This window comes from Methylobacterium sp. Leaf106, from assembly GCF_001422895.1.
GTDB classification, from domain to species: domain Bacteria; phylum Pseudomonadota; class Alphaproteobacteria; order Rhizobiales; family Beijerinckiaceae; genus Methylobacterium; species Methylobacterium bullatum.
In genome coordinates this window covers 1-12,745 of sequence record NZ_LMNB01000012.1, presented here as the reverse complement: position 1 = coordinate 12,745, position 12,745 = coordinate 1, and the positions used below count along the sequence as shown (strand labels likewise).

General features: G+C 66.6%; 10 protein-coding genes and 1 pseudogene. 5 read left to right on the top strand and 6 right to left on the bottom strand.

The window, feature by feature from the left end:
• Positions 1 to 282: 282 nt before the first annotated feature.
• The 4 genes from ASF34_RS07965 (at position 283) to ASF34_RS07950 (ending at position 6,000) form a co-directional block, all read left to right on the top strand.
• Entirely contained in the window at positions 283 to 1,968 is a 1,686-nt protein-coding gene (locus ASF34_RS07965) for a methyl-accepting chemotaxis protein (protein ID WP_244478938.1), read from the top strand.
• Between the two features lie 345 nt (positions 1,969 to 2,313).
• On the top strand, positions 2,314 to 3,087 hold the full coding sequence (locus ASF34_RS07960) for a ferredoxin--NADP reductase (protein WP_018045831.1): 774 nt from the start codon (positions 2,314 to 2,316) through the stop codon (positions 3,085 to 3,087).
• Positions 3,084 to 3,767 (top strand): dethiobiotin synthase, encoded by a 684-nt coding sequence (gene bioD / locus ASF34_RS07955; RefSeq protein WP_056160421.1) that lies wholly within the window; start codon positions 3,084 to 3,086, stop codon positions 3,765 to 3,767. The genes ASF34_RS07960 and bioD overlap by 4 nt, the downstream gene beginning before the upstream one ends.
• Positions 3,768 to 4,140: 373 nt before the next feature.
• Positions 4,141 to 6,000, top strand: a complete 1,860-nt coding sequence (locus ASF34_RS07950) for a potassium transporter Kup (protein ID WP_244478963.1) — start codon at positions 4,141 to 4,143, stop codon at positions 5,998 to 6,000.
• Here ASF34_RS07950 and ASF34_RS07945 read toward each other — a convergent pair whose 3' ends face one another.
• The gene (locus ASF34_RS07945; RefSeq protein ID WP_018045828.1) at positions 6,001 to 6,309 is read right to left on the bottom strand and encodes a hypothetical protein; all 309 of its coding nucleotides are present in this window, start codon (positions 6,307 to 6,309) and stop codon (positions 6,001 to 6,003) included.
• Between the two features lie 335 nt (positions 6,310 to 6,644).
• Between ASF34_RS07945 and ASF34_RS07940 the strand changes: the two genes are divergently transcribed.
• Positions 6,645 to 7,793, top strand: coding sequence for a sensor histidine kinase (locus ASF34_RS07940; RefSeq protein WP_056148540.1), 1,149 nt, complete (start codon positions 6,645 to 6,647; stop codon positions 7,791 to 7,793).
• A gap of 132 nt (positions 7,794 to 7,925) precedes the next feature.
• Here the strand turns inward: ASF34_RS07940 and ASF34_RS07935 are convergent, their stop codons facing one another.
• The 5 genes and pseudogenes from ASF34_RS07935 to oxlT all read right to left on the bottom strand — a co-directional run.
• The gene (locus tag ASF34_RS07935) at positions 7,926 to 9,464 is read right to left on the bottom strand and encodes an acyl--CoA ligase (RefSeq protein WP_056160417.1); all 1,539 of its coding nucleotides are present in this window, start codon (positions 9,462 to 9,464) and stop codon (positions 7,926 to 7,928) included.
• A 116-nt stretch (positions 9,465 to 9,580) separates the two neighbouring features.
• A complete protein-coding gene (locus ASF34_RS07930) occupies positions 9,581 to 10,591 on the bottom strand; it encodes a ketopantoate reductase family protein (RefSeq protein ID WP_056160415.1) in 1,011 nt (336 codons plus the stop codon).
• Positions 10,592 to 10,639: 48 nt separating this feature from the next.
• On the bottom strand, positions 10,640 to 11,416 hold the full coding sequence (locus ASF34_RS07925; RefSeq protein WP_018045824.1) for a fumarylacetoacetate hydrolase family protein: 777 nt from the start codon (positions 11,414 to 11,416) through the stop codon (positions 10,640 to 10,642).
• Positions 11,417 to 11,419: 3 nt separating this feature from the next.
• Positions 11,420 to 11,641 (bottom strand): annotated as a pseudogene (locus ASF34_RS23415) (oxalate/formate MFS antiporter); the annotation flags it as partial.
• A gap of 82 nt (positions 11,642 to 11,723) precedes the next feature.
• Positions 11,724 to 12,745: oxalate/formate MFS antiporter (gene oxlT, locus ASF34_RS07920; RefSeq protein ID WP_244478937.1), on the bottom strand; the 1,022-nt coding region annotated here is incomplete at both ends.

Sequence of the window (12,745 nt, the reverse complement as noted above, 5' to 3'; positions counted from 1 at the left end):
CAGACAACTGCACCATGCTAGCGATGCGATCTTACTCCCCTATAGCGGCTGATTCTGAAGAGGGTGGAGCCGGGATTCGGACAGGAAGAGAATTGGACTAGAATATAGCTTAAGTCTTGCAGATTACACTATTGAATGTAGTTTTCACTCGAAATCGATTCCAATTAACGAATGTTTAGTTTGTATTCGTGATAATGGACAACGGAGGCGAAACCTCCCGTCGGCAAGAGCAGTAAACAGGCCCCCGACACCCTCCCGTCCTATCGAAATCCAGGCTGAACGATGTCGAAGTTATCGATCGCAAAGAAGTTGGGATTGTTCTCAGGTCTCGGAATTCTACTGGCGGTTGGATTGGTCGCCAACCAGTGGCTGGGCAACCAAAGGATCACTCAATCGATCGAAGCCGTCAGTCGGGAGCAGACGATCCTCGACGGCATCAAGAACGCGCAGCTCGCCTTGTCCCAGATCCAGGTCGCCGTCCGCGACGCGCGCCTGTCCGAAGCGGAGGAGACCTACAAGGAGGCTGTCGGCCGGATCCGGACGAGCTTCGATTCAGCCCATGAGGGACTCAAGGCACCGATCCGTATCGCCCTCAAGCCCGACGTCCTCAAGGACATTGATGCCGGACTGGCGCAGTTCACGGAACTCGCCCTCAAGTCGGCGGCCACCATCACGTACGACCAGGGTCGCAAGAGGATCGACGAGGCGGCCCTGGCGGTGGCGGGGGAACAGCGGAATGGCGCCCGCAGGAAGGCGCTCCTCGCCATCGAACAATCGCTGTCCAATGCTCAGCGCTTCACGGACGAGGCGCGGCTGTCGTCGATGGGCGCCGTGGAAACCGCCAGCGTGCTGGGCCTCGTGATCGGAGCCGTGGCGATCCTCCTTCAGGGCGGGTCGGCCCTCTTCTCCATGCTGACGGTCGCCCGTCCGATCCGCGGAATGACGGAAGCGATGAACCGGCTCGCCGCTGGCGATGTCGAAGTCTCGATCCCGGACCGGACACGCACGGACGAACTCGGTGCCATGGCGGGCGCGGTGCAGGTGTTCAAGGACGGCATGATCCGCAACCGCGCCCTCGAGATCGAAACCGAGCGCCTGCGCCTCGCCGCGGAGGCGGAACGCAAGGTCGGCATGCATACCCTGGCCGACGAGTTCGAGGCGGCGGTCGGTGGGATCGTGAGCATGGTGTCCGCGGCGGCCACCGAGATGCAGGCCACGGCCTCGCAGCTGACGGCCTCCGCCGAGGAGACGTCGGCGCAGTCCAGCGCGGTCCTGACGGCAGCGGAGGAAGCCTCGGCCAACGTCACCGCCGTGGCCGGTTCGGCCGAGGAGCTCGGTGCCTCTGTGGCGGAGATCGGCCGACAGGTCGCACGTTCGGCGGAGATGACGGCCGCCGCCGTCCGCGAGGCGGAGCAGACCGCACTTGCGGTCGCGGAGCTCCGTGAAGTCGCCGCCAGCATCGGCGACGTCGTGAACCTCATCTCCAACCTCGCCGGCCAGACAAACCTCCTCGCTCTCAATGCGACGATCGAGGCGGCGCGGGCCGGAGAGGCGGGCCGGGGCTTCGCGGTGGTCGCCTCGGAGGTGAAGGAACTCGCCAACCAGACCGCCAAGGCGACGACGGAAATCTCCGCGAAGATCGCGGCGATCCAATCCTCGACCCGCCAGGCGACCAGCGCCATCGACGGGATCTCCTCGACGATCCACGGGATCGACGAGACGGCCGCCGTCATCTCCGCATCGGTCTCGCAGCAGGGTGCCGCGACCCGGGAGATCGCGGGCTCGGTGGCGCAAGCCTCCATCGGCACCGGCGAGGTCAGCGCCAACATCACCGGCGTCGCCCGAGCGGCGCAGGAAACCGGCGCCAGCGCCGGCCAGGTGTTCTCCGCCTCGTCGGAACTGGCACGGCAGGCCGAACGCCTGAGCTTGGAGGTGCAGAAGTTCCTCCACACGGTCCGCGCCGCCTGAGCCGAAGCCCATCGCACCTGTCCCGTCAGGAGCCATGAGCGCCGCCCGCCTCGCGTTGAGGCGGGCGGCGTCACCCTGGCCGGCCCCCGACCGTTCCATCCCGGCGGACGCTCGCCGGAATGTGCGCCGAACCCCACATCCTGCGTTTCTTGCCGCATCGTCACGAGCCTGAATCGGCACGAGGTCGCATCCCCCATGGCGGCGATGCCTCAAGTCAGAGCGATTCCAGACAGTTGGCGGTTTCGCTGCCTGCGCGCCTGCTATGCCTTGACGGGCGCGCCGCAGGTGCGAGAAGACCCGGCTGAAAGCCGAGATTCGCAAGCGAAGTTTGAGACGGACCCGTCGATGAGCAAGTTCAACGAGGAGCGTGTGTTGAGCGTCCACCATTGGACCGACACGCTGTTCTCCTTCCGCACGACCCGCGATCCCGCGTTCCGCTTCCGCAACGGCGAGTTCGTGATGATGGGCATCGAAGTCGAGGGCCGGCCCCTCCTTCGCGCCTACAGCGTGGTCTCGGCCAATTACGAGGAGGAACTCGAGTTCTTCTCGATCAAGGTCGAGAACGGCCCGCTCACCTCGCGGCTGCAGCACCTCAAGGTCGGCGATCCGATCATGGTCGGCAAGAAGCCCACCGGCACTCTGGTGCTCGACAACCTCCTGCCGGGCAAGAACCTCTACCTTCTCGGCACCGGCACGGGCCTGGCGCCGTTCATGTCGATCATCAAGGACCCGGAGACCTACGAGCGTTTCGAGAAGGTCGTCCTCGTCCATGGCTGCCGCCAGGTCTCCGAGCTCGCCTATGGCGAGACGATCACGCAGGACCTGCCGAATCACGAGTTCCTCGGCGAGGTCATCTCTGCCGGCCTGATCTATTACCCCACCGTCACCCGTGAGCCCTTCCGCAACCGAGGCCGGATCACCGACCTGATGACCTCCGGCAAGCTGTTCGAGGATATCGGTCTGCCGCCGATGTCCGTCGAGAACGACCGCTTCATGCTGTGCGGCTCGCCGGACATGATCCGCGACACCCGCCAGCTCCTCACCGATGGGGGCTACGAGGAGGGCAATCACGGCGAGGCCGGCCACTACGTCATCGAGAAGGCCTTCGTCGAGAAGTGAGCACGCGTGCCCGCGCCGTCTTCGTCGCCGGCGCCGGGACCGAGATCGGCAAGACCTACGTCACCGCTTCCCTGACGCGCGCCCTGCGCCGCCGGGGAAACGACGTTTCGACCCTGAAGCCGCTGGCGAGCGGTGTGCCGCCTTTCGGCGAACCGTCGTTTCGCGAGAGCGACACGGCGATCCTTCTGGAAGCCCAGGGATTGCCGGTGACGCCCGAGACGGTGGAGGCCTGCTCGCCCTGGCGCTTTCTCGCACCGCTCGGCCCCGATCTCGCCGCCGCGTGCGAAGGGCGGAGCCTGCACCTCTGCGACCTCGTCGGCTGGTGCGAGGACCGGATCCAGGATGCGGATCCGGAGACGATCCTCGTCTTCGAGGGCGTCGGCGGCCTGATGAGCCCGGTGACGGCGGCAGCGACCGGTCTCGACTGGCTCAGGGCCCTGGCCCTGCCGACGATCCTCGTCTCCGGCAGCTATCTCGGGGCGATCAGCCACGCGCTCACCGCGGCGGAGACCCTGCGCTGTCACGGGCAGACGCTGCTCGGTGTCGTGGTCTGCGAAAGCCTCGGCGCGCCGACGTCGCCAGAGACGGTCGCGGCCGCCATCGCCCGTCATGTACCGGCTCCGGTCCACTGCATCGCCCGCGACGGCGAATGCCCGGAGGCCTTGGCGCGGCTGGTCTAGGCCTTACGACACGCAGCGAGAGAAACCTCGATGACGAACCCGGCCATCGACGTCTCCTAAAAATCTGGAATTCCCGCCGATCGTGACGATCGAACAAGGCGTTCATCGCCAAGACGTTGTACGGAGTTCGGTCTCACCTTTGCCGATCTCTGTTGCCGATATGGCAGGCGTCATATGTGCGAGGGGGCAAGGCTTCCTCACCTCTCCGTGACTCATGAAATCCCTCCCTGGACGGTGGAGCCGCCACCGCTAGGTTCGGTCAGGCGGTGACCCGAGCGCATCCGGGCTGCCCGTGGAAGGAAACGCCCCTTTGGCCCAACACGTATCCGCCCATGGGGCTTCGGCGGAGCGCGCGGATCCTCCGCGCGCCGGCCTGCCTCTTCTCCTCGGGGCGCTCGGCATCGTCTATGGCGATATCGGCACCAGCCCGCTCTACGCCTTCAAGGAAGCCGTGCGGGCGGCCTCCGGCGGCGGCCCGCCCCAGGCCATCGCCGTGGTCGGTGCGGTGTCGCTGATCTTCTGGGCCCTGATCCTCATCGTCTCGCTGAAATACGCGGTGCTGATCCTGCGTGCCGACAACAGGGGCGAGGGCGGCATCGTCGCCATGCTGGCACTGCTCGGCGCCCGTCATGCCAGGCCCGGCACGCGTCAGGCCGTGCTCCTCGTGGTCGGCCTCGTCGGCGCTGCCCTGCTCTACGGCGACGGCGCGATCACCCCGGCCATCTCGGTCCTGAGTGCGGTGGAGGGGCTCAAGGTGGCGGCCCCCGGCCTCGACCATGCCGTCCTGCCCATCACCATCGCCATCCTAGTCGGGCTGTTTCTGGTGCAGAGCAAGGGGGTCGCCTTTATCGGCCGCATCTTCGGCCCGGTGATGGTGGCGTGGTTCGTCGTCCTGGCGCTCCTTGGCCTCGGTGGCATCTGGCACGCGCCTCAGATCCTGGGTGCCCTCAACCCCTGGCGCGCGGTGGATTTCTTGGTCCATGCCGGCTGGCACGTGAGCTTCGCCATGCTGGGCGCGGCCTTCCTCGCCGTCACCGGCGGCGAGGCGATGTATGCCGATCTCGGCCATTTCGGCGCCAGACCCATCCGCATCGCCTGGTTCGGCCTCGTCCTGCCGGCCCTCGTCATCCACTATTTTGGCCTGGGCGGCCTGCTGCTGGTGGAGCCCGACGCGATCGAGAACCCGTTCTACCGCCTCAGCCCGGACTGGGCCTATTACCCGCTGATCGCTCTCGCGACGCTGGCCACCGTCATCGCCTCGCAGGCCATCGTGTCGGGCGTGTTCTCGCTCACCCAGCAATCGATCCAGCTCGGCTTCCTGCCGCCCATGCGGGTGATCCACACGGCGCGCGAGGAGCGCGGGCAGATCTACGTGCCGGTGATCAACTGGCTGATGGCGGCCGCGACTCTTACGGCCGTCCTCACCTTCGGCTCCTCCGACAAGCTGGCCGGCGCCTATGGCATCGCCGTGTCGTCGCTCATGGCGATCACCACCCTGCTCGCCGCCCTGGTGGCGTTGAAATGGGGCTACAACCCCGTCGCGGTCTTCGCGGTCAACGGCTTCTTCCTCGCCATCGATCTCGTCTTCCTCGGCGCCAACAGCGTGAAGCTGTTCGAGGGCGGCTGGTTTCCCCTGGTGCTGGCCGGCTTCGTCGCCTTCCTGATGCTCACCTGGCGCAAGGGCAACCTCCTGGTGGAGGAGGCCCGCGCGTCGTTGCGGCAGCCCGAGGCGGAGTTCATCGAGCAACTGCGCCGCGCGCCGCCGATCACCCTGCCGGGCAACGCCGCCTTCCTGTCCTCGGCGACGAGCGGCATTCCGCTCCACCTGTCGCGCTTCGTCGAGCGCAGCCATGCCCTGCACAAGCGCATCCTGCTCGTCACCGCGCTCTACGAGGAGGCGCCGAGCGTGCCTCGGACCGAGCGCGCCGAGGTGACCGAGATCACCCCCGATATCTTCCGCCTCGTCCTGCATTACGGCTTCATGGAGGACGCCTCGATTCCCGACGGACTGCGATGCGCCGTCGAATGCGGGACCCTGCCGAAGGAGTTTCTCGACGACCTGACGATCTTCATCGGCCACGAGACCATCATCCCGAAGAGCGACGACCGGGGCATGGCGACATGGCGTGAGACCATCTTCGCCTTCCTCCTGCGCAACGCCGAGACCACCGGCGCGCAGTTCTGCATCCCCACTCGCCAGCTCGTGGAGGTCGGCACCGAGATCGAGATCTGACTATTCGGCGTCCGGGCTGCGCGGCATCCGCGCGGCCACGCATTCGCGCATCGCGTCCTCGATCCTGGCGGCCTTGGCGTTGCCGTAGGCGGCCACGTCATCGATGCATTTCAGGAAGTAGCCGGCGGTGAAGCTCTCACTGACGCCGTTGAACGACTTGCCGAGACGCGAGGCGATCTGCATGCGGTCCATGGCCGTGCCCTTGCTCCATTCCGTGAGCGGGTCGTTCATCGACAGGGCCTGTGCCGGGGCGGATGCCAGGAGCGTCGTCGCCACGAGGACGGCACGGGCAGCTCTCTCGTCGATCATCTCGTATCCTTACCCCGATCACGCCGGCTGATCCGCCGATCCTTCGCCTCCGGCTTGCCGGGGAATAGCGAAAGCTTCGCGATCATGCAATAATCTCAAGTCAATGACGCGTTTTGTAGTGTTTTTCATTATAAGTACTTATTATATAATCTATCGTCCGCCCCTGATATTCTCCTCCCGCGTGGGCTGTTGCTGGAGCGTCGCCGCCGATCCGGTCCGCCCCGCGCCGTCCTCAGGCACGTTGCGCTCGTCACCCTTGCATCCGGCCTCCCGGCACCGCACAGACGCAGACGGCGTCCTTCTCATCTATCCAGCCGGTCGCAGGACCATTTTCCATGACCGACGTCTCACCCGCCCTGGCCTTGCGTCTGCGTCAGCAGGCCCTGCTCTCGGATTTCGGCGTCGAGGCCCTGCGTGCCACCGAGCTGCTGCCCCTGCTGCATCGTGCCGTCGAGCTCTGCGCGGAAGGCATGAAGGCCCAGTTCTGCAAGGCGCTGGAATATTCCAGAGAGCAGGATTGCCTGCTGATCTGCGCCGGTGTGGGCTGGAAGGACGATGTCGTCGGCAAGGCCATCATAGGGGCCGATCTCGCGTCCCCGGCGGGCTTTGCCCTCAAGACCGGCCAGCCGGTGATCTCCAATCACCTTCAGGTGGAAACCCGGTTTCGCACGCCGCAGATCATGGCCGACCACGGCATCAAGCGGGCCATCAACGTGCTCATCGCCAACCGCGACGGGCATTACGGTGTGCTCGAAGTGGACGACACCCGCGAGGGCAAGTTCGAGGAGGCGGACATCGCCTTCATGCAGGGCTTCGCCAATCTCCTCGGCGGCGCCATCGAGCGTCAGCGCGGCGAGGCGCGGCTGAAGGCGGCGCTGGAACGGCAGGACCTCCTCTCCCGCGAGATGAGCCACCGGGTCAAGAACAGCCTCGCGGTGGTCGCCGGGTTCCTGGCCCTCCAGGCTCGCGGCTCTGACGACGAGAAGGTGAGGGAGGCCCTGGTCGATGCGCGCACCCGCGTCGAGGCCGTGGCTGCGGTCCACGATCAGCTCTGGCGCCAGCCGACCCTCGGTGCCATCGATGTCTCGGGCTTCCTGGAAGCGCTCTGCGGCAAGCTTCAGGAGAGCGCCCGGCGCAACGTCATTCGCTGCGAGGCGGTCCGTCTCGACATTCCGGCCGATCTCGCGATTCCGCTCGGGCTCTTCGTCAACGAGCTCGTCACCAACGCGATCAAATACGCCTATCCCGACGGCGAGGGTGAGATCCGGGTCACCGCCCGTCCGCATGAGGAGGGGGGCCTCGTCATCGGCGTCGCCGACGATGGCGCCGGCCTGCCGGACGGGTTCGACCCGACCCAGGCCCGGAGTACGAGCCTCGGCATGCGCATCATCAACAATCTCGGCCGCCAGCTCGGCGGCCCGCTCACCGTGGCGCCCGACGTGAAGGGCGCGCATTTCTCGCTGAGGATGCTCCTGCCCTCATAGCGGAACGCGAACGACGCCCGTCCACTCGAAGCGCCGTTACGATCAATGGAAACGGGCCATGTGAGGCAAGGCCGTCCCCGGATCTCCTTTCCGAGGACGTCGTTCCCAGTGTGGGCGCGAATGCCCCCGCTGTCACGCCAGGCCGAGTTTCTGGGCGAGGCCGATGCGCTGGAGCTTGCCGGTGGCGCCCTTCGGGATCTCCTCGAGGAAGATGATCTTGGCCGGCACCTTGAAGGGTGCGAGGCGCTCCGAGGCGAAGCCGCGCAGCTCCTTCTCCGACAGGGCGTCGTGGCCCTCGCGCAGGACGATGGCCGCCACCACGTCCTCACCGAGTTTGTCGTGCGGCATCGCGAAGGTGATGCACTGGGACACGGCCGGGTGATCCATCAGGATCTCGTCCACCTCGCGCGGGGAGATCTTCTCGCCGCCGCGGTTGATGATCTCCTTCAGGCGCCCGGTGATCGAAAGGTAGCCCTCCGGGGTCAGCGTGCCCTGGTCGCCGGTGCGGAACCAGCCCTGCTTGGTGAAGGCTTCGGCATTGGCCTTCTCGTTGTTCTCGTAGCCGGTCATCACGTTGTCGCCGCGGATCACGATCTCGCCGGTCTCGCCGGCGGGCAGGGGCTCGCCGTCATGGTCGACGATGGCGATCTCGGGGCCGGCGGCGAGGCCCACCGAGCCGGCATAATGCGGCCGGGGCGGCAGCGGGTTCGAGGCCATCTGGTGGGCGGCCTCGGTCATGCCGTAGGCTTCCAGCAGCGGCGCGCCGAACACCTCCTCGATCTCCTTCATCACCTGCGGCGGCATGGAGGAGGAAGAGGAGCGGATGAAGCGCAGCGGGTTGGCGGCGATGACCTCCTTGTTGCGGGCGGCGCGGCCCAGGATCGCCTGATGCATCGTCGGCACCGCTGTGTACCAGGTCGGGCGGACCTCCCCCATCCAGCCGAAGAACTTCAGGGCGTTGAAGCCGGGCGTGCAGCAGACCTGCCCGCCCGCCGAGAGCGGCGCCAGGATGCCGGCGATCAGGCCGTGGATGTGGAACAGCGGCATGATGTTGAGGCCGCGATCCTCGGCCGTGAAGGCGAGGGTGGTGCGGATGTTGCGGGCCGAGGCGCAGACGTTCGACTGTTTCAGCGGGACGATCTTCGGACGCGACGTGGTGCCCGACGTGTGGAGAACGAGGCCGATATCGTCGGGATGAGCCGGGCCGCCCTGGCTTGCCGGCGTGGCGTCGGATGATGCGGAAAAGGCGAGGGTGAAGCTGCCCGCGCCCTGCTCGGGCGTCGGGGTCAGGCGCACCACCGGCACGCCGAGCTTCTCGGCCACCGCCACCGCCGGGCTCTGCGAGCCCTCTGCCGCCACCAGCAGCTTGGCGTTGAGATCGGTCAGGTAGAATTCGAACTCGTCTGCCTTGTAGGCGGGGTTCAGCGGCGCCGAGGTGGTGCCCGCCGCGATGGCGATGAAGGCGGCGGCCATTTCCGGGCCGTTGTCGAGCACGATGGCGACCCGGTCGCCACGGCCGATGCCCTGCGCGTTGAGGGAAGCGATGGTGCTCTCCGTGAGCGCCCGCAGGGCCCCGAAGGTCAGGGGAACGCCGCCGGGGCTCGACAGGGCGGTGGCCTCGTCGGCGCCCGCCTGGATCAGGGCGTGCAGGGTGGTTGCGGTCTCGGCCATGGTAGCTGTGTCCTCATCGTCAGTTGCCTTCGGGGAGGAGAAGGCGGTCCGCCGCATGGGGAGCGGCACATGTTCATGCGGACCGGCGGTCGCGGGCGACCGCCGGGGAACGGTGGTCAGGCCGTCGCGATGGACAGGCGCCCCTGCGCCCGTTCGAGGCTCTGGGACAGCAGCCGCATCAGGGCATAGACGGTGCCGATATGCGGGGTCGGGGTGTCGGTGAGGCGACCGAGTTCGATGATCGAGCCGACGAGGGCTTCGAGTTCGATCGGCCGCCCGGCCTCCACGTCCTGCAGCATCGAGGTCTTGTGCGCGCCGACCTTCTCGGCCCCGGCGATGCGCCGCTCGATCCCGAGCTTGAACGTGATGCCGAGCTTGTTCGCGATGGTCTCCGCCTCGCGCATCATGTCGGTGGCGAGCGCCCGCGTCTCCGGGAACTGGCAGATATCCACCAGGGTGGCGTGCGAGAGCGCCGAGATCGGGTTGAAGCTGAGGTTGCCCCAGAGCTTGAGCCAGATCTCCGCGCGGATGTCGCTGGTGACGGGCGCGCGGAAGCCCGCCTTGATCAGGAGCTGCGCCAGGGCCTGGACCCGCGGGCTCATGGAGCCGTCGAGTTCACCGAGACCGAAACGGTGGCCCTCGATCACCTGGACCACGCCGGGTTCGGTGAGGACGGCCGCCGGATAGACCACCGAGCCGATCACATGCTTCGGGTCCAGATACTCCGCGATGAGCCGGCCCGGATCGGCGGTTTCCAGGTGCGTCCCGGCGAGTTCGCCGCCATGGCCACCCGAAAAATACCACCAAGGGATGCCGTTCTGCATGGTCACGACGATGGTGTCGGGGCCGATGAGGTGGTGCAGGTCGGCCGCGATCGGCCCAACCTGATGCGCCTTCACGGTGAGAAGCACCACGTCGTGGACGCCGGCCTCCTCCATGGACTTGGTGGCCGTGAGGTTCTTCACGTGGATCTCGGAGCCGTTCTCCTCGATCAGGCGCATGCCGTTGGAGCGGATGGCATCGAGATTGGCCCCGCGTGCGATGAAGGTGACGTCCTCGCCGATATTCGCGAGGCGAACCCCCAGAAATCCGCCGATGGCGCCTGCGCCGACGATCGCGATGCTCATGCTGGTATCCTCATTGTCCGGATGTCGTGTCGGTCTGGTCTGTACGGCTCAGGAGAAGCGGTTCGACAGGATTCCGATCCCCTCGATCTCCACCTCGACGGTGGCGCCTTTCGGGATCGGGCCGGAACCGTTGGAGGTGCCGCAGGCGATGACGTCGCCGGGCTCCAGCGTCATGCCCCGCGAGATCATGGCGACGATCTCGTGCGGGCGGAAGATCATGTCCGAGAGGGGATAGGTCTGGCGCTCGCGCCCGTTCACCCGCACCTTCACCGAGAGCGCCTCGGGGTCGAGATCGGTGGCGATGGCCGGGCCGAAGGGACCGAACCCGTCCAGTCCCTTGGAGCGCGTCCATTGGGCGAAGCTCGGATCGGCCTTCAGGATTTCCAGCGCGGTCACGTCGTTCACGCATGTATAACCGAAGATGTGGCCGGCCGCCTCGTCCGGTGTGAGGTCGCGCGCGCTCCGGCCCGCGACCTTGCCGATGACGATGCCGAGCTCGCCCTCGAACAGGATACGACCGGCGCAATCCGGCACCGCGATCTCGGCGCCGCTCGGGCGATAGGTGTTGGCCGGCTTCAAGAGGAACAGCGGGGCGACGGGCGGGGTCAGCCCCTGCTTCTCGGCCATGGCGGAGAAGTTGTTCCACAGGGCGATGACCTTGCTCGGCCGGCAGGGCAGGTCGAGGACCACCTCGGCGAGGGGCAGGATCTCTCCCGTCGCCCGGGGCGCGTCGAACAGGTCGCCCTCGTGGACAGTGACCTGCTCTCCGTCGAGGCGGCCGAAACCGGCGCGTCCGTCGTGGGTGTATCCGATCCAGCGGGCCATGGTTCAGATGCTCCGGGCAACGATACGGGCACGCCAGGGCTTCAGCAGCACGATGGCGAGGAGGGATGCGAGGATGTTGGCGCCTGCGGCGACGAGGAAGACGCCGTCCCAGCTGTTTGTGGCCTGCTGGAGGTAGTTGGCRACCGGGACCAGGAGCGCGGCGGTGCCCTTGGCGGTGTAGAGCAGGCCGGCATTGGTGGCGGCGAAYTTGGTGCCGAAGGTGTCGGTGCAGGTGGAGGGGAAGAGGGAGTAGATCTCGCCCCAGGCGAAGAACACGAACCCTGAGAGCAGGACGAACCACAGGGGNTTGGTGCCGAAGGTGTCGGTGCAGGTGGAGGGGAAGAGGGAGTAGATCTCGCCCCAGGCGAAGAACACGAACCCTGAGAGCAGGACGAACCACAGGGGATCGTGGCCCCAGAGGTAGAGCATGTAGATGCCGAAGCCTTCCATGGCGAAGGCGATGAACATGGTGTTCTCGCGGCCGATCTTGTCGGAGACCCATCCGAAGAASGGGCGGGTGAGGCCGTTGAGGACGCGGTCGATGGTGGCCGCGAAGGTGATGGCCACCATGGTGATGCCCATGATGGTGACGGGCACCTTGTCGACGCCGATRTCGGAGGCGATGGGCTTGAGGTTGGCGGTGATCATCAGGCCGCCGGCGCCGACGATGACGAACATGAAGTACATGAGCCAGAAGATCGGCTGGCGGGCGACTTCGCCGGGGGTGTAGTTGCGCCGGGTCTGGATGATGTTGGCGTTGGCGACGACCTCCGGGACCTGGCCTTTCTTGGGCGAGGTGAAGAAGAAGGCSAGCGCGCAGACGACGAGGCCCTGGCCGATGCCGAAGTTGAAGAAGGCGGCCTGGAAGCCGTGGTCGGCGATCATCCACTGGATCGGGGCGACGGTCAGGGCGGAGCCGGCGCCGAAGCCGGCGGCGATGATGCCGGCGGCGAGCCCGCGCTTGTCGGGGAACCACTTCAGGGCCGAGCCGACGCAGGTGCCGTAGACGGCGCCGGCGCCGATGCCGGCCACGACCTGGCCGAGATAGAACATGTTGAGCGAGGCGGCGTAGGAGTTGATGACCCAGCCGATGCCGCASAGCGCGCCGCCGAACAGCACGACCACGCGCGGGCCGTACTTGTCCACGAACCAGCCCTCGATCGGGACCAGCCAGGTCTCGAACAGCACGAACAGGGTGAAGGCCCACTGGATCGCCGCCCGGTCGAAGCCGAACTTCTTCTGGATGTCGGGGACGAAGAACGTCCAGCCGTATTGCAGGTTGGCGATCATCACCATGCAGATCACGCCGATCACCAGCTGACCCCAGCG